An 18,080-nucleotide genomic window follows, 5' to 3' on the forward strand; every position below is an offset into this window, starting at 1 on the left:
CTCTGCCCTTGTCGACTACGCTGTTATTCCCACGTCCTTGGGGGGGTGACCCAACCAAGGAGGAAAACCATGCCTTATGTCGACGGGTTTATTCTTGCCGTGCCCAAGGCCAATCTCGAACGCTACAAGGACATGGCGCGCGTTGCCGGCGCTGTGTGGATGGAGAACGGCGCGTTGTCCTATGTGGAATGCGTAGCCGACGACGTGCCTTATGGGGAACTCACCTCCTTTCCGCGGGCCGTGCAGGCCAAGGAGGACGAGACTGTCATCTTCTCCTGGATCACCTATGAAAGCCGGGCCCGCCGGGACGAGATCAATGCCAGGGTGATGAAGGACGAGCGGTTCTCTGGAGACGAATGGACGCAGGTCTTCGACGGCAAACGGATGATCTTCGGCGGCTTCGAGCCCTTCCTGACATTGTAGACCGCCGGTGATAGGAGTGCCGTCTCACTGTCGGCGCTTCTATTTCTGCTGCCGGCGCCTTCGCCGATAAAGGATCCCTCCATGTCCCAGACCGTGATTTCGATCTCCACAAGCGGCCAGGGGCTCTACGAATTCACCGACGCGGCGCAGGACTTTTTGCGCCGCGCGCAGGTGGGCGAGGGGTTGCTTACGGTGTTCGTGCGTCATACGTCCTGCTCCTTGATCATTCAGGAAAATGCCGACCCGGATGTCCGACGCGACCTGAAGACCTTCTTCTCCCGTCTGGTGCCGCCGACCACCGATCCCCAAATGCGCTGGGTCACCCACACGACCGAAGGGCCGGACGACATGCCGGCGCATATCAAGGCGGCGTTGACCGCCACTTCGCTCGGCATTCCCGTCCGGGACGGCCGGTTGATGCTCGGCACCTGGCAGGGCATCTACCTCTTCGAACATCGCGACCAGCCGCATGTCCGCCAGGTCGTGCTGCATCTTTCACCATGATTCCGGCTTTGAGCCGGTTATGAATACCGGCTGAATGAGCAGTTAGGATGTTGTTCAGACCCCTTGGGCTAGGGTCGCGCCAATCGCTGGGGAAGGCGAGAGCAACAACCTTGGGGCCTGCGAAAACTGACCCGGATTTCGGAGAAGCAATTTTATGACCAGCATGATTGTCAAAGCCGGCGTGGCCGTTTTCGTCGCGCTTACTGGCCTTTCCGCAACGGCCCCGGTGGCTGCTGCCGCCGGTCCGGACTTCGCCATTCAGGTGCAGTATCGCGACCGTGACCGCGATTGGCGTCCGGATCGTGGCGGTGATCGCGACTGGCGTCCGGATCGCGGTCCGCGCGGTTGCGCTCCGGGGCTGGCAGAAGAAAAGGCAAGCCGCATGGGCCTGCGCCGCGCCCGCGTCGTGGATGCCGGCCGCCGCGTCGTGGTCGTCGCCGGCTTCGGTTATCGGGGTCCGGAGCGCATCCTGTTCGCCAACGAGCGCGGCTGCCCGGTCATCCGCCGCTAGGCTTTAACCCAAAGAGCCCTTCCGTCTCCATCGCCCGTTGACGGAGGACAAGCGCCCCCACCAGGTCTGACGATCTGGTGGGGGCGTTTTATTTTTCGCCTTATCTGCCGGACGGGGGCGGGCGCCATTGGGAAGGGCGTCCGGCTCTGTTCGACAACCCGTCATTATTGCTCGAGGGCAAAGGTGACGTTGACGGTCACCGTATAGGTGTTTTCGCCGCCGGCGACCGGAACTGCCTCGGCGGCCGTATCCTTGGCCATCGCCATGCGCATCATCGGCTGGGGTGCGGGGCGCATGGAATTCTCGCTGATTTCCAGGATCCGCCCGAGCTTGACGCCGGCCGCTTCCGTCAGCGTCTTTGCCTTGGCAAGCGCCTCGGCGACCGCCTTCTTGCGGGCCTCCGTCATCGTGTCGTCCGGCTTGTCGTTGGTGAAGGTGATTTGACCGCCCTGGTTGACGCCGAGCTTCACCGAACGGTCGATCAGGCCGCCGAGCTTCTCGAGATCGCGGACCTTGAGGGTCAAGGTGTTGGAGACCTCATAACCGATGACCTGCGGCGGCTGCATGACGCCGTTCTTCGCCTCGGGCTGGCGGTATTGCGGGTAGATCGAGAAATTGCTGGTCTGGATATCGCGATCGGCGATGCCGTCGCTTTTCAGCGCCGACAGCACATCCTTCATGGCGGCGCTGCTGGCCGAAAGTGCGGCTTGCGCCGTCTGGCCGTTGCGAACCACCGCAAGCGTCAGGATGGCCATGTCGGGCGCCACGGAGGCCTGGCCTTCGCCGAGCACATTGATGACCGGTTCGCGGGGACGAACATCCTGGGCAAAACCCTGACCCGCAGAAGAAATGGCGATCGCACCGGCAAATGCGGCTGCAAGGACGATACGTGACGACGAAAGCGCAGCGCGCATGGATGTTCTCCCCGATCTGTCCGGGCGGAAGGGACGTTTCTCCCTCGACCCGCCCGTCATGTTGCATCTACCCCGCGAACAAATCCAACCGGGAATCGGCTCGGCATATTCGCGCCAGACGAGCCTACCTGCCGGTTGATTGTGAAGCTATTGCGGCAACGGCTTGTGGCTTCCGATGAATTACGTTAGAGCGAACCTCCGGGTGAGGGCGGACCATTGCGCCCCACTTCTGCCGGATCGGCGGGCCTGTAGCTCAATGGTTAGAGCCGGCGGCTCATAACCGCTTGGTTGGGGGTTCGAGTCCCTCCGGGCCCACCAATTCTCTGTCTGTCTGACCGGAGACATAGGTAACAAAACGTACCTAAGACATGGGTGACAACCTCGTGCCGAACGGGTTGTCGATGGTTTGCAATGTCCTCTGCTCCAGGTCGATTTATCCCAGATCATGTCGTCGTCTGCCTGACGGGCACATAACCCGTCAGCCCTCAAAGATGCGTCGTCACCCATCGAAATATTGATCTGAAACATCAGTAGGTATATTATAAACATCGAATATCCGGGTCTGCACAATAAAAGCGATGGTTGAATCGTGATTACTGCTGCTCAGATGCGCGCCGCGAGGGCTCTTCTCGGCATCGACCAGCGGAAGCTGGCGGAGCTGGCGGGGATTTCGGTGCCGACGATCCAGCGCATGGAAGCGAGCGCCGACGTGGTGCGGGGAAACGTCGATTCCCTGATGCGCCTGCTGGCGGCGCTCGACAGGGCCGGGATCGAGCTGATCGGCGAGGGGGCGGCCAGCGAAAATGGGGGGCGGGGGGTCCGGCTGAGGGCTGGAGCGGGACCTTCCGGAAACGAGAAGCCGGAACCATCCGGACGCACGCATGGAGCGAGGAGGCGCCCATGACGTCGGTACTTGTCATGCTGCTATGCGTTGCCGCGCTTCTGGCGACAGCGGCGCTCGCGGTTTTCATGGCCCGATCGAAGCAGGCAACGCCTGTCATCTACGGGCTGAGCCTTTCCATTGCGGCTGTCGCCTTTGCAACCGGGTTGGTGCAGCTCGTCTCGCCGCCCGCCGAGGTTCCGATCCTCATGCTTCCCTTCAGCCTGCCCTGGCTCGGGGCGCATTTCAGGCTCGACCCGCTGGCCGCCTTCTTTCTTCTCGTCGTCGATCTGGGCGGTGCCTTCGCCAGTCTCTATGGCCTCGGCTACGGACGTCACGAACATGCGCCCCACAGGGTCCTGCCCTTCTTCCCGGCGTTCCTTGCCGGCATGAACCTTGTGATCCTGGCGGACGACGCATTCACTTTCCTGCTGTCCTGGGAATTCATGTCGCTGGCCTCGTGGGCGCTGGTGATGGCGCATCACCGCGACGCCGAGAACCGCCGGGCGGGCTATCTCTACATCGTCATGGCGAGCTTCGGTACACTCGCCCTGCTGCTCGCCTTCGGCCTCTTGGCCGGGCCTGACGGCGCCTATGGCTTCGCCGCCATGCGGGGCATGGACCACACTCCACTCGCGACCGGCCTCGTCCTTGTCCTGCTGCTGGTCGGCGCCGGTTCGAAGGCCGGTCTTGTGCCGCTGCATGTCTGGTTGCCGCTGGCACATCCGGCCGCACCCAGCCATGTCTCGGCCTTGATGAGCGGCGTCATGACCAAGGTTGCCGTCTACGGCTTCATCCGCGTCCTCTTCGACCTCGTCGGCACGCCGGCCTGGTGGTCGGGCCTCCTCGTCCTGCTGATCGGCAGCGGCACCGCTGTGCTCGGCATCCTGCATGCCCTGATGGAGCGGGATCTCAAGCGCATGCTCGCCTACAGCACGATCGAGAATATCGGCGTGGTCTTCGTCGGCCTCGGACTGGCGCTCGCGTTCAAGGACGCCGGCATGGAACTGGCGGCGGCGCTTGCCATGACCGCCGCGCTCTTCCACGTCCTCAACCATTCCTTCTTCAAGAGCCTCCTTTTCTTCGGCGCCGGAGCCGTCCTGACCCGGACGGGCGAACGCGACATGGAAAAGCTCGGTGGCCTGATCCATCGCATGCCGGTCACCGCCTTTACTTTCCTAGTCGGGTGCATGGCGATTTCGGCGCTGCCGCCGTTCAACGGCTTTGCGTCGGAATGGCTGGCCTTCCAGGCGATCCTGCAAAGCCCCGACCTGCCCCAATGGGCGCTGACCATTCTCGTGCCGGCCGTCGGCGGATTGCTGGCCCTGTCGGCGGCGCTGGCGGCGGCCTGTTTCGTCAGCGCGTTCGGCATCGCCTTCCTCGGTCGGCCGAGAACCGACCCGGCCGCGAATGCCTCGGAAGCGGACCGCTTCTCGCTGGCGGCCATGTCCATTCTGGCGGCTCTGTGCCTGCTGGCCGGCATCCTGCCCGGGATCGTCATCGACGCCCTCGCGCCGGTCACGCAGCTTCTCGTCGGCGGCCGGATGCCGGTACAAACCGACATGCCGTGGCTGTCGATCGTGCCGGTCACGGAAAGCCGCAGTTCCTATAACGGCCTGCTCGTGTTCCTGTTCATCGGGTTCTCGGCCTGGCTCGCCGCCGGTCTCGTCCACCGTTTCGCTTCGCGTGCCCTTCGCCGGGCGCCGGCCTGGGACTGCGGCTTTGCGCAGATCGACGCCACGATGCAATATTCGGCCGGCAGCTTTGCCCAGCCGGTCCGGCGGGTCTTCGGGACGCTGGTTTTCCGCGTCCGCGAGCGGGTCGACATGCCGCCGCCCGGTACGCTGAGCCCGGCACGCTTTGCATTGGAGACCCATGATCTCGTCTGGGAAGGTCTCTATCTGCCGATCGCCGGCGCCGTGGGTTACGTGGCCGAGAAGCTCAACTATCTGCAATTCCTCACCATCCGGCGCTATCTGAGCCTCGTCTTCCTCGCGCTCGTCCTCCTGCTTCTGGTGCTGGCGTTATGGTCCTGATCCACGACCTTCTCGTCCAGATCGTCCAGATGGCGTTCGTCGTGGCGCTTGCGCCGCTGCTGACCGGCTTCGTCCGCAAGGCGAAGGCGCGGCTCCTGCGCCGGCGCGGAGCATCGGTCATTCAGCCCTATCGCGACCTGTCGAGACTTCTGCGCAAGGAGGCGGTGGTGGCGGAAAACGCATCCTGGCTGTTCAGGATGGCGCCCTACCTTATCTTCGCGGCGACCTGGGTTGCAGCCTCGGTTATTCCCACCTTCGCGACAGGCCTCATTTTCAGCTGGACGGTCGATCTGATCGCCATCGTCGGCCTGCTCGGCAGCGCCCGTTTTTTCCTGGCGCTCGCGGGCATGGATGTCGGCACCAGTTTCGGCGGGATAGGATCGAGCCGCGAAATGCTGATCGCCACGCTCGCCGAACCGGCGATGCTGCTGATCATCTTCGCGGTGGCACTTATTGCCGGTTCCACCCAGCTTTCGACGATCGCCGCTTTCATGACGTCCCCGCAGGTGGGATTGCGCGTTTCGCTGGCCGTGGCGCTGATCGCCATCATCATGGTCGCGATCGCCGAGAACGCGCGCATCCCGATTGACAATCCGGCGACCCACCTCGAACTCACCATGGTGCACGAGGCCATGGTGCTCGAATATTCCGGCCGGCATCTGGCGATGATCGAGCTCGCGGCCATGCTCAAGCTGCTGCTCTATCTCTCCATGATCGTCTGCATCTTCGTGCCCTGGAACATCAAGGGCCCGGAGGCGGGGTATCCGGCCTACCTCGTCGGCTTTGCATCCTACGTCGTCAAGCTTGCGGTCGGCGGCGCGATGCTTGCGCTGTTCGAGACGGCGACGGCCAAGATGCGAGTCTTCCGGGTGCCGCAGTTCCTCGGCGCAGCGCTGATGCTCGGCCTGCTTGCCACGCTGCTCAGATTCGTATCGAGGAGCCTGTGATGCAGGGACCGGTCTATTTCGACATCGCCCACATGCTCGCTGGCGGCCTCGTCCTGGTCAGCATGATGATGCTCTACCAGGACCGGCTCTATGCGCTGCTCAACGTGTTCGCCCTGCATTCGCTGCTGCTCACCCTTTCGGTCGCCTGGCAGGCCTTCATCCAGGGCGCCCCGCATCTCTATGTCACGGCGGCGATCGCGCTCGTCTTTAAGGTCGTCGTCATCCCGGTCGCGCTCCATCATATGATCCGCAAGCTCGGCATCCACCGGGAGATCGAGACGGTGGTTGGCATAGGCCTCACCATGCTGGCCGGCATCGGCCTCGTGGCGCTGTCGATCGTGGTGATGCTGCGGGTGACGCCCGAAGCCGACCCGCTGACCCGCGAGGACCTCGCCTTCGCGCTCTCCGTCCTGCTGCTCGGGCTGCTGATCATGGTGACGCGGCGCAATGCCGTCAGCCAGGTCGTCGGCTTCATGTCGCTCGAAAACGGACTGGTGCTCGCCGCGACCGGCGCCAAGGGCATGCCGCTGGTGGTGGAGATCAGTGTCGCCTTCTCGATCCTGATCGCCTTCATCGTCATCGGCGTCTTCCTGTTCCGGATCCGCGAGCGGTTCGACACCGTCGATGTCAGGGCGCTCGACGACGTCAGGGGAAGGCGGCGGAAATGAACGCATCCTCCCTCTTCGCCTTCGATGCGGTCGCGGCCATTTTGGCGATCCCGGTCGTCGCGGCGACGCTGCTCGCTCTCATGCCTGGCTACAAGGTGACGGCGCGCGTCAACGTGGCGGCCAGCCTGCTGACGCTCGTCGCCGCCCTTTGCCTGTTCGTCACCGAGCGGCCGGAGCCGGGCCGGTACCTGCTGGTCGACGACCTCAACATCGTCTTCATCGTTCTCAACACCTTCGTCGGCTTCACGACCAGCCTGTTCAGCGCCAGCTATATCGCCCACGAACTGGAGACCGGCCGGCTGACGCCGGCGAACCTGCGCTTCTACCACGCCATGTATCAGATCATGATGTTCGGCATGAACCTGGCGTTCGTCTCGAACAATATCGGCCTGATGTGGGTGGCCGTGGAACTGGCGACGCTGACCACCGTGCTGATGGTCGGCATCTATCGCACCCATGAGGCGCTGGAAGCGGCCTGGAAATACTTCATTCTGGGCAGCGTCGGTATCGCCTTCGCGCTGTTCGGCACCATTCTCGTCTATCTGGCAGCACAGCCGGTGGTCGGAGAAGGGTACGACGCCATGGTCTGGACCCTTCTCGTCGAGCGGGTCGCAGACTTCGACCCGGCGCTGCTCAACGTCGCCTTCATCTTTCTGCTGCTCGGTTACGGCACCAAGGTCGGCCTCGCGCCGCTGCATGCCTGGCTGCCGGACGCGCATGCCGAGGGGCCGACGCCAATTTCCGCCGTGCTGTCGGGACTGCTCCTGAATGTCGCGCTTTATGCCGTGCTGCGCTTCAAGATCCTGCTCGCCGCCAGTCCGGAAGCGATCAGCCCTGGGCCGCTGATGATGACCATGGGGCTGGCGTCGCTGATCTTCGCGGCGTTCATGCTTTACCGGCGCCGCGATATTAAGCGTATGTTCGCCTATTCCTCGATCGAGCATATGGGCATCATCGTTTTCGCCTTCGGCCTCGGCGGCCCGCTCGCCAATTTCGCCGGGCTGCTGCATATGGTCATGCATTCGCTGACCAAATCGGCGATCTTCTTCGCCGTCGGCCACATCTCCCAGATCAAGGGAACCCAGCGGCTTTCGGCGATCCGCGGCCTCACCGAAACCCATCCGGTCCTCGGCTGGGGTCTGGTGATCAGCGTTGCAGCCATTGCCGGCCTGCCACCCATGGGCGTCTTCATGAGCGAGTTTCTGCTTGTCAGCTCCACCTTCGCGCGACATCCCCTGCTGGCCGTGCCGCTGGTGTTCGGGCTGCTGGTGGCGTTCGGGGCCCTGTTGCTGCGGCTGACGGGCGTCGCCTTTGGCCAGCCGCGCGGCAGCCGGAAACCGGCCGATGCCTCTTATCTGCCGATGTATTCGCATCTCGTGCTGGTCTTGATCGCCGGCATCTATCTGCCGCCGCCGCTGGTCGCCTGGTTCCAGCATATCGCCAACCTGCTCCGATGAAGGACTGTTTGTCATGCCGGCCTTGATCGCCACCGCCCCGGAGAGCCGTCTGGTCCAGCACCATCGTCCATGGCCGCGCGCGGTCGCCAATACTGCGGGCTGGATTGCGGTAACAGAGACCCTTGCGGACAGGCAAAGGACATTGCTCGGGCTCTGGGGAGAAGCGGATGCCGTGCACATGGCGGTGTTCGACGAGACCGACGGCACCGTCGGCGTTATCAGCCTGGAAGGGCTTGAAGGCAACTATCCTTCGGTGGCTCGCCGTCATCCTCCCGCTCTTCGGCTGGAACGGGCGCTACGGGACCTGACCGGCCTTGAACCGCAGGGCCTGCCCGACAGCCGGCCGTGGCTCGACCATGGCCGCTGGACCCTGCGCTTTCCGCTGGGTGAGAAGGCCATCGGGCCTGCGGAAGCTGTGCCTTACGAATTCCTGCCGGCGGAAGGCGAAAGCCTGCACCGGATTCCGGTCGGTCCGGTGCATGCGGGCATCATCGAGCCGGGACATTTCCGCTTCACGGCCAATGGCGAGACGGTCGTCCGCCTCGAAGAGCGCCTCGGTTATGTCCATAAGGGCATCGAAGGCCTGATGGCGGGGGCCGATCTCGGCAGGGCACTCCAGCTTGCCGGCCGGACCTCCGGCGACAGCACTGTCGCCTATGCCTATGCCTTCTCGCGGGCGGCCGAGGCAGCGCTCGGGCTCGACATCCCGCCGCGCGCAGTCTGGCTCCGGGCGCTGATGGCGGAGTTGGAACGGCTCGCCAACCATCTCGGCGATATCGGCGCCATCTGCAACGACGCCGCCTTCCCGCTGATGCTTGCCCATTGCGGCGCGCTGCGTGAGCGTGTGCTGAGGGTTGCCGATGCCGCTTTCGGCCATCGCCTGATGCGCGACTGCATCGTGCCCGGCGGCGTCGCCGCCGATCTCGACGAGGCCGGTGCGGCGGGCCTGCGCACGCTGCTTGCCGAGATCCGCAGAAAGTTTCCGGCATTGGTGGATCTCTATGACAATACCGCGTCTTTGCAGGACCGGATGGTGGGCACAGGCATCCTCGTGCCGAATCTCGCCCGTCTTTACGGCGCCGGGGGCTATGTCGGGCGTGCGTCCGGGCGCGCCTTCGATGTCCGGCGCGCTTTGCCCTATCCGCCCTACGATGTTCTCCGCTTCGATGTGCCGGTACTCGACCAAGGAGACGTCAACGCGCGCATCTGGATCCGCATCCGTGAGGTCGAGCAGAGCCTCTCGCTCATCGAACAGATTCTCGACCAGTTGCCGCCCGGCCCCACACGGCATGACGTAGCCGACAACGGGGAGGTGCGCGAAGGCATGGCCGTCGTGGAAGGTTTTCGCGGCGACATCCTTGTCTGGCTCAGGCTTGCCGGCAACCGGGTGGATCGCTGCCATCTGCGCGATCCTTCGTGGTTCCAGTGGCCGTTGCTGGAAGCCGCCATCGAAGGGAACATCGTTGCCGATTTCCCGCTCTGCAACAAATCCTTCAACTGCTCCTATTCCGGCCACGATCTCTAACGGAGGCAGATAGCCATGCGCAGGCTCCTTTTCGAAAGTCTGATCCGGCCGCCGCTCACAGAAGCGGCCCCGCGACAATCCGATGCGGCGATAGAGGAGCTTGCCACGGCCGTCGACAGGTCGGCCCGTCGCCGGCTTGGCCGCAGCCTGTCGATCCGCGCCGTCGACGCAGGCTCCTGCAACGGCTGCGAATTGGAAATGCACGCGCTGAGCAACGTCTTCTACGATATCGAGCGTTTCGGCATCCGCTTCGTCGCCTCGCCGCGGCATGCCGACGTGCTGATGGTCACCGGTCCGGTGACGCGGAACATGGCCGAGGCGCTGGAACGGACCTACAACGCCACGCCCGGCCCCAAATGGGTCGTGGCGCTCGGCAGTTGCGCCCGCGACGGCGGCTGCTTCGCAGATAGCTATGCGGTCATCGGCGGGGTTTCGAAGGTCGTGCCGGTGGACCTTCATATTCCAGGCTGCCCGCCGCCCCCGACAGAGATCCTGAAGGGCCTGCTTGCATTGCTCGATCAGGCGGACAAGGGAGCCCGCGCTTCGTGAGGCTACTCCAATGGCCCGACCTCTTCAGACCACAGGGCGAATGACAGGTATCCGGAAGGGGCCGGTTGCGGCGCTGTCTTGCAGGTTCGCCGTCGTCCGGAACCTGCTGTGGCCTGAGCAGCCTCCACGTCTTCAGGTGCTATATTGGCTGGGCCTGGAGCATCCGACATCTATCGGCCGATATTGCGCCACGTGCGGACGTCCTCGGACGTCACGCGAATATGGCCGGTCGGATCGAATTGTTTTCCGTCGAACTTGTCGCTCGCAATCCGGCTGAAGACTTCGATATGTTCCTGCAGCCTGAATTCATCGGCGCGTGGGGGATCGGCGATGGCCTCAAGCGCATTGTGGGTAACCACGACGACCTGGTCGCCGATCCCTGTATCCATCAACAGGCGACCCTCCTGTCCGGAGGATGTCAAGAATCCTGACTTCAATTTCAGCGGCATGGTAACCTCCCTTTTGGGTTAAAAGGTGAAACTACGCGCATCAGCAGCGTCATCAGTGATCGAGATCAATCCGGGCACTATTTTCGAGTGCTCACGGGATCGGATGCGCGGCGACCGGTCGCTACTTCGCTCGTGCTGATTTCCCTTCGGAGGCCGACCTGTTTTAAACATCTTGGTCCGGTCTTCTTTCCTGGAACAAAGCCTCAGGTCGTGCGTTGCGGCTCCATGTCCGGCTGACGGCCGAATGGCACGATGGGTGCTTGTCGAATGGATGATGACCGCTTGACCGGCGTTGGCCGGCCAATCCGATCAGGACGAGACATCGGCCGGGACGGCATTTCGGGCGGCCATCGGCCGGCAATCCGAGCCACGATCATCCTTCTTCTGTTTCCGCTTTTGGCATCATGTTCCGGCGTCCAGTCGGCATTCGATCCGGCAGGCAGCGAGGCCAGCGCGGTCGCAACCCTCTTTTTCGTCATGCTGATCGGCGGCGCGGTGATCTGGGCGGGTGTCGTCGGGCTGCTGTTCCATGCCGCGCGCAAGCGTCGAACCTATTCGGAAAAAGGCGCGGGGCAGCTCATCCTCTGGGGCGGGGCTGTTTTGCCGTCGGTCATCCTTGCGGCCCTCCTTTCCTATGCCGTCTGGCTGATGCCCAATGTCCGGCCCTGGTTCCAGGCAGAAGATCGCGGCCTGCGGCGCGTCGAGGTGACGGGCGAGCAGTTCTGGTGGCGGGTGCGTTATCTCGATGACGGTGGCGCGGTCGTTTTCGAAACGGCCAATGAAGTGCGCGTACCGACCGGAGAGCGCGTCGTCTTTCTGCTGAAATCGCCCGACGTTATCCATTCCTTCTGGATACCCGTGCTCGGCGGCAAGATGGACATGATACCCGGCCGTGAGAACCGCCTCACATTGCAGGCGGAAAAGCCCGGTACCTATCGGGGCGTCTGCGCAGAGTTCTGCGGCGCCAGTCACGCGCTGATGGCTTTCACCGTCCATGCGATGGAACCGGAAGCGTACGAGGACTGGTACAAGGCGCGGCAGGGATCCTCCGCCACCCGTGACGCACAGGGGTTGGAGCTGTTCCTCAGACATGGCTGTGGTGCCTGCCATGGCATTTCCGGCACCGAGGCAGGGGGAACGATAGGCCCCGACCTTACTGCCTTCGGCGAGCGGGGCTCGGTCGGAGCCGGCACCCTGGCCAATGAGAAGGACCAAATTGCGCGGTTTCTGCGCGATCCCGATACCGTGAAGCCGGAGGCCCGCATGCCTCATTTCAGCATGCTGCCGGAGGCCGAGATCGATCGGATCGCCGCCTACCTGAAGGGGCTCAGATGACCATGGAGCTCGGCAATTTTTCGCCGGAGGAGAGGGCGGCGCAGGAGGAACGGCTCCGCAAGGTATGGGAGACGCCGAAGGGCATCCGCTACTGGACCTCTGTCAACAACAGCGAGATCGGCCTTTGGTACGGCGTCACCGCCTTTGCCTTCATGCTGTTCGCCGGCCTGCTCGGGCTCCTGATGCGCCTGCAACTGGCGGTGCCGCAGAATGACTTCATCTCCGCCGAACTCTTCAACCAGGCCTTCACGCTGCATGGGACGGTGATGATGTTCCTGTTCGCGGTGCCGATCTTCGAAGCCGTCGCGATCTTTCTGCTGCCGTCGATGCTCGGCGCCCGGGAGCTGCCGTTTCCGCGGCTGTCCGGCTTCGGCTTCTGGAGTTTTCTGATCGGCGGCGTCTTCGTCTGCGGCTCGATCTTCTTCAACGCCGCCCCGAACGCCGGCTGGTTCATGTATCCGCCGCTTGCGACCGACGACGAATATGCCGGCATCGGCGCGGATATCTGGCTGCTCGGCCTGTCCTTCATCGAAGTGGCGTCGATTGCCGCAGCCGTCGAGATCATCGTCGGCATCATGAAATGCCGGGCGCCCGGCATGCGTATCAACATCATGCCGATGTTCGCCTGGTACCTGCTGATCGTCGCGGGCATGATCCTTTTTGCCTTTCCGCCGTTGATCGCGGGCGACATCCTGTTCGAGATGGAGCGGATGTTCGACTGGCCGTTCTTCGACGCGAGGCGAGGCGGCGATCCGCTGCTTTGGCAGCACCTGTTCTGGATCTTCGGCCACCCGGAAGTCTACATCATCTTCCTGCCCGCAATCGCTTTGATGGCGATGATCGTGCCGACCTTCTCGCAGCGGCCGATCGTTGGTTATTCGTGGATCGTCCTGGCTGCCGTCGGTACGGGTTTCCTAAGTTTCGGGCTCTGGGTGCACCATATGTTCGCGACCGGCCTGCCGCAGATCTCGCTTGCCTTTTTCTCGGCGGCATCGGAGGCGGTGGCGATCCCGACCGGCGTGCAGATCTTTGTGTTCATCGCCACCATGCTCGCCGGCCGGGTGGTCTTTTCGGTGCCGATGCTGTTCGGGGCCGGCGGGCTGATCATCTTCGTGATCGGCGGACTGACGGGCGTCATGGTGGCGCTCGTGCCGTTCGACTGGCAGGCGCATGACACGTATTTCGTCGTCGCGCACCTGCACTACGTGCTGATCGGCGGCATGCTGTTTCCGGTCGTCGCCGGCATCTATTATTATTTTCCGTTCGTGACGGGTAAGAAGCTCAGCGATGCCTGGGGCAGGGCCGCTTTCTGGCTGATGTTTGCCGGGTTCAACGTCGCCTTCTTCCCCATGCACTTCTCCGGCCTGCGCGGCATGCCGCGGCGAGTCTTCACCTATCCGGAAGATATCGGCTGGGACTGGTTCAACCTCATCTCGACCATCGGTGCCTTCGTCTTCGCCGCCGGTGTTGCGACCTTCGTCATCGACATTTTTCGCCCGAAGCAACAACCGGCAGGGCGCGATCTCAACCCTTGGAATTCCGGGACGCTCGAATGGACCAACGATCCATCGGAAAGCTGGGGCATGCGGTCGGTGCCGATCATCAACAGCCGTTATCCGCTCTGGGATCAGCCAAACCTGCAGGCGGATATCGAGGCCGGGCGCTTTTATTTGCCGGATGCGAAGTCCGGCAAGCGCGAGACCCTGGTGACCTCTGTTCTGGATGCCAAGCCGATCCAGTGCCTGAGGGTCGGCGGCGTTTCCTACGTGACGATCATCGCGGCGATCGCGCTCGGCGGCGTGTTCATCGCGCTGACCTTCAAATTGTGGATCACGACGATCGTCTTCGCGATCATCACCTTCATCGCCATCATTCACTGGCTGTGGAAGGGGACTGCGCCGATCCCCGAAGCGTCGGAGATCGATGTCGGGCTTGGCCTTAAATTGCCGATCTATGTCTCCGGGCCGGCGTCAGTCGGCTGGTGGGCGATGTTCATCACCATGGTCGGCGACGGCACGGCGTTCGCGAGCCTGATCTTCGGCTATTTCTTCTACTGGACCGACCATGACAACTTCACCACGGTCGCCAATGGACCCGGCGTCCTGTGGCCGATGGCGGCGCTGGTGCTCTACGTCATCGCCTGGGGCCTGACGTTGCTGGCGCGCGAACTCAACGACAAGGGCCGGCCGGATGCGCGGTTGGCGCTCACCGCCGCCTTCGCCGTTTCGGTCGCCGCCTCGCTTGCGGGCCTTGCCGGTCCCTATCTGCATGGCATGGATCCGACAGCGAATGTCTATCCGGCCATCGTCTGGATCGTCGCAATCTGGACGGTGACGCACGGCGTGGTCGGCGCGATCATGCAGGCCTATTGCCTCGCCCGCAGCGTCGCTGGACGGATGACCGCGGAATATGACCAGGATATCCGCAACGTCGCACTCTACTGGCATTTCATGGCCTTCACCGCCGTCGTCACTTTCGCGGTTATCGGCCTTTTCCCGCTGGTGGCGTCATGAAAAGCATCATTCCGCGCGAAGTCGAAACGCTTTGGACCCTATTTACGGCGCCGACCGTCTGGGCGCTGCATTTCATTGCCTGTTACGTCACGGTTGCGGTCTTCTGCGCGAAACGGCTGCCGTCCTCTTTCACTTTCGACGGCGTGCGGATCGCACTTGTCATCGTGACTGTGCTGGCGCTGGCGATGATCGTGCTGTCGGGGTATCTCGCCTGGCGGCAATGGGGTTTCGGAGCGGCCGATCCGCCGCATGACGAGCCGACCCGCGATGCCCGTACCCTGTTCCAAGGCTTTGCGACACTGCTGCTGTCTGGCCTCAGCTTCGTCGCCGTGGTTTTCGCGTCCATCCCGCTGATCTTCATCGCCGAGTGTCAGCCATGACAAAGGCGGCGCTCACAACCGGCCTCGTCATGCTGCTGTTGTTATGGGCGGTGCTGTTGCCCTTTGCCGATCGCAGCTCTTTTTCCGTCCACATGATTGCGCATATGGGAGTGGTGGCCGGCGCTGCGCCGCTGGTTGCTGTCGGAATATCGGGGACGGAGCGGGACCTTACCGCCGGCCGAGCGTGGTTCACTCCCCTGCTTGCCTCCGTCATCGAGCTTTTCGCGGTCTGGATCTGGCATATCCCGGCGCTTCGGGCGCTTTCCGAAAGCTCGATTGCTTTCGCGGCACTCGAGCAGGCAATCTTTTTCGGGGCAGGGCTGGCGCTTTGGCTCGCCTGCCTCGGCAGCGGCTTAGCCGGAAGGGAGGAGCGGCGCCTTGCCGGCACGTTCGGCCTGCTTTTAACATCCATGCATATGACCCTGCTTGGCGCGCTGCTGGCACTTTCGCCGCGCCCGCTTTATGGAGAAGGAGAAGTGACCTGCCTCGGCGTCACTCTCGATGCCGCCGCGGATCAGCAGGTCGGCGGCGTTGTCATGCTGCTGGTCGGCGCTGCGGTCTATTTGGCCGGCGGCGTGGTGCTATTGGCCCGCATGCTGAACGCGCCGGTGCCGGATCGCTGAGTCGCGGCGGAAAAGTGGATATGCTTCGCTCCGGTTGGTTGGAAGAGCAGGTCCACAGGTCTGCGGTTGCGGGACAGGTCGCCTCCGGTCATTGCAGAATCCGATCTTACGGAGAACATGTCGTTGTGGCGTGGAAAAGGCGGAGGAAAGAACGGTCGACCGTTGACATCGTCGTTTGCATGACGCTGATCGATGCCATCTCTCCAGCCATCCGGCGCGGCGCTGACCTTCCGGCCCAAATTGGCGTTGCAAGTTTCAGGCTCTGGCTTATTTGATGGAACGTGAACAACGGATATCGGAGTATCAGTTGAATCAAACCCGGCCAGCGCTCCTTCTCGTTACTGCGTCGCTCATCCCGCTCATCATTCTCGCCGCAGTGATGGGCAGGTTCTTCATTCAGGAGCAGCAGAACGCGCTCGACGCCGACATTCGCAGCAAAGCGACGGCCATGGCCGCCACGCTTCAGCGCGAGCTTAAAAGCCAGATTCAGCTTCTGACCGTCGTTGCAGATTCGCCCCGTCTCGATCCGCCGATTCCCCGTTCCGCCTTCGCCGAGACCGCTCGACGCCTGCGGGAGCGAGTACCTGAATGGGAGCAGATCCGGATATCGGACGAAAAAGGCGAGGTGGTGCTGTCGCTGCCGCCGCTGGAGGGTTCGGTTGAAAAACAGGTCGTCGACATCGAGAGCCACCAGGCCGTGGTTCGCACGGGCGGCGCTGTGATCGGCAATGTTTCGATCGGCCCCCGGGGGCAGGCCGCCTTTGCCGTGAGGGTTCCGATCCAGAGGAATGACAAGCTTCGAGCCATTCTGTCGGTTGTCATCCGCCCGACGATCGTGACGAACCTCCTCTATGCCAACGGGCTGCCGGAAAACTGGGCTGCCTGGATCGTCGACGGTCAGGATCGCCTTGTCGCTTCCACCGGCGCTCCTGCTCTCGCCGGCAATGCGGCAAGCGAGTTCGCAAGCTTTTCCGGAACGGATTTTGGCCTGGCGACGCTCAAAAACGGGCAGGAGTTGCGGGTTGCCGAAGTTGCGCTTGGGGAAACCCCATGGCGGGTGAGGGTAGGTCTGCCGGTTGCCGAATATGACAGGCTGGCACGCAAGGCGACCTTGCTGCTCGCCGCAGCCAGCTGCTTTACGCTGCTGCTCTCAGGTTCGGCTGCATTTCTCTTTCACAGGGAGATTCGGGCCAGGAACCGCGAACGCGAAAGCATGGCAAACTGGCAGCGAATGGATGCGCTTGGAAAGCTGACGGGCCAGGCAGCCCATGATTTCAACAACCTGCTCATGGTGTTTCAGTCGGGCGTCGAGGGCATCAGGAGGAGGCGGAACGATGAGCAGCGGGTGACGCAGCTCCTTTCGCACATGAGTGACGGAGTGACGAGGGGAAAGACGATCACCCAACGACTGCTGTCTTTCTCCAGGCGCTCCAACCAAGGTGCCGGACATGTGGAGCTGGACATCAAGCTTGCCGAATTGAGACCGCTGCTGCGACAAGCCGTCGATGACACGATTGTCATGGACATCAACGTTCCGGATGACATCTGGCCCGTTCACGTGGATCCCGCGGGTCTTGAGATCGCGCTGATCAATTTCCTGACCAATGCGCGCGAGGCGATGGGCAGCGGTGGTCAGGTAACGATTTCGGCAAGAAATGTCCTCGATGGCGCTGCGGAAGATCCGACGCTTCAAGGACAATTTATTGCCTTGACGATCGCAGACACCGGAACAGGCGTCGCATCCGAGCATCTGGGGCGGGTGTTCGAGCCGTTTTTCTCCACGAAGAAGAACGGCGGCCCAGGTCTCGGACTGACCCAGGTCCATAGCTTTGCGAAAGGGAGCGGCGGTGCCGTCAAGGTGTCGAGCGTGGTTGGCCACGGCAGTGCCTTCACGTTGCTGCTTCCTCGCTCGAACGAACAGCGCATTCCACGCGAACCCGCAAAGCCAGGGGTAGATCTTCCTGGCCAGCTGTTGATAGTGGACGACACGCCGTCTTCGCTGGAATCGGTGCGCCTGGCTTTGGAAGGATTGGTTTCCACGATTTTCGTGGCGACAAGCGGCAGCGAGGCAATCGAGGTTCTCGAACGTCACCCGGAGATCGAGGCGGTGATCAGCGACATCATGATGCCGGGCATGTCCGGCATCGAGCTTGCCGAAGAAATACGTCGGAAGAACTCGCGCCTGCCGGTTGTTCTGATGACCGGCTACAGCGACAAGCTTGAGGCTGGCACGGAGGTCGGGTGCCCGGTTGTGGCCAAGCCGTTCAAGATCGAAGACCTGACTGCTTCACTGGAGGCGGCCCAGATTTCGACGGAGAAATCAACAAACGTCGTGCGCCTGGAGATCCCGGCGAAAAGCTGATCGG

17 protein-coding genes and 1 tRNA gene are annotated in these 18,080 nt (G+C 62.8%); 16 read left to right on the forward strand and 2 right to left on the reverse strand.

Annotated elements, in window-relative coordinates; translation table 11 throughout:
• Positions 1 to 69 precede the first annotated feature (69 nt).
• The 3 genes from AC1DLT_RS12550 to AC1DLT_RS12560 all read left to right on the forward strand — a co-directional run bounded on the left by AC1DLT_RS12550 (position 70) and on the right by AC1DLT_RS12560 (position 1,438).
• Positions 70 to 423, forward strand: coding sequence for a DUF1428 domain-containing protein (locus AC1DLT_RS12550; protein WP_477486936.1), 354 nt, complete (start codon positions 70 to 72; stop codon positions 421 to 423).
• 81 nt (positions 424 to 504) lie between these two features.
• Positions 505 to 927: a secondary thiamine-phosphate synthase enzyme YjbQ gene (locus tag AC1DLT_RS12555; protein ID WP_477486937.1), complete on the forward strand. Its 423-nt coding sequence runs from the start codon at positions 505 to 507 to the stop codon at positions 925 to 927.
• A gap of 154 nt (positions 928 to 1,081) precedes the next feature.
• Complete coding sequence (locus AC1DLT_RS12560) at positions 1,082 to 1,438, forward strand: hypothetical protein (protein WP_477486938.1); 357 nt, start codon at positions 1,082 to 1,084, stop codon at positions 1,436 to 1,438.
• Positions 1,439 to 1,602: 164 nt separating this feature from the next.
• On the opposite strand, the gene AC1DLT_RS12565 is transcribed toward AC1DLT_RS12560, so the two are convergent.
• A complete protein-coding gene (locus tag AC1DLT_RS12565) occupies positions 1,603 to 2,352 on the reverse strand; it encodes an SIMPL domain-containing protein (protein ID WP_477486939.1) in 750 nt (249 codons plus the stop codon).
• 242 nt (positions 2,353 to 2,594) lie between these two features.
• Between AC1DLT_RS12565 and AC1DLT_RS12570 the strand changes: the two genes are divergently transcribed.
• The 8 genes from AC1DLT_RS12570 to AC1DLT_RS12605 all read left to right on the forward strand — a co-directional run bounded on the left by AC1DLT_RS12570 (position 2,595) and on the right by AC1DLT_RS12605 (position 10,414).
• Positions 2,595 to 2,670 (forward strand) — tRNA-Ile (locus AC1DLT_RS12570).
• 289 nt (positions 2,671 to 2,959) lie between these two features.
• Entirely contained in the window at positions 2,960 to 3,256 is a 297-nt protein-coding gene (locus AC1DLT_RS12575) for a helix-turn-helix domain-containing protein (RefSeq protein ID WP_477487233.1), read from the forward strand.
• Positions 3,253 to 5,268, forward strand: a complete 2,016-nt coding sequence (gene hyfB / locus AC1DLT_RS12580; protein WP_477486940.1) for a hydrogenase 4 subunit B — start codon at positions 3,253 to 3,255, stop codon at positions 5,266 to 5,268. The genes AC1DLT_RS12575 and hyfB overlap by 4 nt, the downstream gene beginning before the upstream one ends.
• The gene (locus AC1DLT_RS12585) at positions 5,259 to 6,215 is read left to right on the forward strand and encodes a respiratory chain complex I subunit 1 family protein (RefSeq protein WP_477486941.1); all 957 of its coding nucleotides are present in this window, start codon (positions 5,259 to 5,261) and stop codon (positions 6,213 to 6,215) included. The genes hyfB and AC1DLT_RS12585 overlap by 10 nt, the downstream gene beginning before the upstream one ends.
• Positions 6,215 to 6,883, forward strand: a complete 669-nt coding sequence (locus AC1DLT_RS12590; RefSeq protein WP_038543976.1) for a hydrogenase-4 component E — start codon at positions 6,215 to 6,217, stop codon at positions 6,881 to 6,883. The genes AC1DLT_RS12585 and AC1DLT_RS12590 overlap by 1 nt, the downstream gene beginning before the upstream one ends.
• Positions 6,880 to 8,340 carry a hydrogenase 4 subunit F gene (locus tag AC1DLT_RS12595; RefSeq protein ID WP_038543975.1) on the forward strand — a complete coding sequence of 487 codons (1,461 nt, stop codon included), beginning with the start codon at positions 6,880 to 6,882 and terminating at the stop codon, positions 8,338 to 8,340. The genes AC1DLT_RS12590 and AC1DLT_RS12595 overlap by 4 nt, the downstream gene beginning before the upstream one ends.
• A 13-nt stretch (positions 8,341 to 8,353) precedes the next feature.
• Positions 8,354 to 9,865: a hydrogenase large subunit gene (locus tag AC1DLT_RS12600; protein ID WP_477486942.1), complete on the forward strand. Its 1,512-nt coding sequence runs from the start codon at positions 8,354 to 8,356 to the stop codon at positions 9,863 to 9,865.
• 15 nt (positions 9,866 to 9,880) lie between these two features.
• The gene (locus tag AC1DLT_RS12605) at positions 9,881 to 10,414 is read left to right on the forward strand and encodes an NADH-quinone oxidoreductase subunit B family protein (RefSeq protein WP_038543972.1); all 534 of its coding nucleotides are present in this window, start codon (positions 9,881 to 9,883) and stop codon (positions 10,412 to 10,414) included.
• A gap of 170 nt (positions 10,415 to 10,584) precedes the next feature.
• Here AC1DLT_RS12605 and AC1DLT_RS12610 read toward each other — a convergent pair whose 3' ends face one another.
• Positions 10,585 to 10,803: a hypothetical protein gene (locus tag AC1DLT_RS12610; protein ID WP_309493821.1), complete on the reverse strand. Its 219-nt coding sequence runs from the start codon at positions 10,801 to 10,803 to the stop codon at positions 10,585 to 10,587.
• Positions 10,804 to 11,130: 327 nt separating this feature from the next.
• Between AC1DLT_RS12610 and coxB the strand changes: the two genes are divergently transcribed.
• From coxB to AC1DLT_RS12635, 5 genes are all read left to right on the forward strand, one after another.
• Positions 11,131 to 12,198, forward strand: a complete 1,068-nt coding sequence (gene coxB / locus AC1DLT_RS12615) for a cytochrome c oxidase subunit II (protein WP_477486943.1) — start codon at positions 11,131 to 11,133, stop codon at positions 12,196 to 12,198.
• Complete coding sequence (gene ctaD / locus AC1DLT_RS12620; RefSeq protein WP_477486944.1) at positions 12,195 to 14,711, forward strand: cytochrome c oxidase subunit I; 2,517 nt, start codon at positions 12,195 to 12,197, stop codon at positions 14,709 to 14,711. Before coxB ends, ctaD begins: the two co-directional genes overlap by 4 nt.
• Positions 14,708 to 15,091, forward strand: coding sequence for a hypothetical protein (locus tag AC1DLT_RS12625; RefSeq protein WP_247137657.1), 384 nt, complete (start codon positions 14,708 to 14,710; stop codon positions 15,089 to 15,091). The genes ctaD and AC1DLT_RS12625 overlap by 4 nt, the downstream gene beginning before the upstream one ends.
• Positions 15,088 to 15,714 (forward strand): cytochrome c oxidase assembly protein, encoded by a 627-nt coding sequence (locus tag AC1DLT_RS12630; RefSeq protein ID WP_477486945.1) that lies wholly within the window; start codon positions 15,088 to 15,090, stop codon positions 15,712 to 15,714. Before AC1DLT_RS12625 ends, AC1DLT_RS12630 begins: the two co-directional genes overlap by 4 nt.
• 307 nt (positions 15,715 to 16,021) lie before the next feature.
• A complete protein-coding gene (locus AC1DLT_RS12635; RefSeq protein WP_477486946.1) occupies positions 16,022 to 18,076 on the forward strand; it encodes a response regulator in 2,055 nt (684 codons plus the stop codon).
• Positions 18,077 to 18,080: the final 4 nt, after the last annotated feature.

The organism is Neorhizobium sp. 05N33 (genome assembly GCF_056397445.1).

Coding starts and splice junctions, on each gene's coding strand:
- AC1DLT_RS12560 (WP_477486938.1), top strand. CDS start 1,082: ATGACCAGCATGATTGTCAAAGCCGGCGTGGCCGTTTTCGTCGCGCTT.
- coxB (WP_477486943.1), top strand. CDS start 11,131: ATGGATGATGACCGCTTGACCGGCGTTGGCCGGCCAATCCGATCAGGA.
- AC1DLT_RS12595 (WP_038543975.1), top strand. CDS start 6,880: ATGAACGCATCCTCCCTCTTCGCCTTCGATGCGGTCGCGGCCATTTTG.
- AC1DLT_RS12605 (WP_038543972.1), top strand. CDS start 9,881: ATGCGCAGGCTCCTTTTCGAAAGTCTGATCCGGCCGCCGCTCACAGAA.
- AC1DLT_RS12575 (WP_477487233.1), top strand. CDS start 2,960: ATGCGCGCCGCGAGGGCTCTTCTCGGCATCGACCAGCGGAAGCTGGCG.
- AC1DLT_RS12590 (WP_038543976.1), top strand. CDS start 6,215: ATGCAGGGACCGGTCTATTTCGACATCGCCCACATGCTCGCTGGCGGC.
- AC1DLT_RS12565 (WP_477486939.1), bottom strand. CDS start 2,352: ATGCGCGCTGCGCTTTCGTCGTCACGTATCGTCCTTGCAGCCGCATTT.
- AC1DLT_RS12585 (WP_477486941.1), top strand. CDS start 5,259: ATGGTCCTGATCCACGACCTTCTCGTCCAGATCGTCCAGATGGCGTTC.
- AC1DLT_RS12610 (WP_309493821.1), bottom strand. CDS start 10,803: ATGGATACAGGGATCGGCGACCAGGTCGTCGTGGTTACCCACAATGCG.
- AC1DLT_RS12550 (WP_477486936.1), top strand. CDS start 70: ATGCCTTATGTCGACGGGTTTATTCTTGCCGTGCCCAAGGCCAATCTC.
- AC1DLT_RS12630 (WP_477486945.1), top strand. CDS start 15,088: ATGACAAAGGCGGCGCTCACAACCGGCCTCGTCATGCTGCTGTTGTTA.
- AC1DLT_RS12600 (WP_477486942.1), top strand. CDS start 8,354: ATGCCGGCCTTGATCGCCACCGCCCCGGAGAGCCGTCTGGTCCAGCAC.
- AC1DLT_RS12625 (WP_247137657.1), top strand. CDS start 14,708: ATGAAAAGCATCATTCCGCGCGAAGTCGAAACGCTTTGGACCCTATTT.
- hyfB (WP_477486940.1), top strand. CDS start 3,253: ATGACGTCGGTACTTGTCATGCTGCTATGCGTTGCCGCGCTTCTGGCG.
- AC1DLT_RS12555 (WP_477486937.1), top strand. CDS start 505: ATGTCCCAGACCGTGATTTCGATCTCCACAAGCGGCCAGGGGCTCTAC.
- ctaD (WP_477486944.1), top strand. CDS start 12,195: ATGACCATGGAGCTCGGCAATTTTTCGCCGGAGGAGAGGGCGGCGCAG.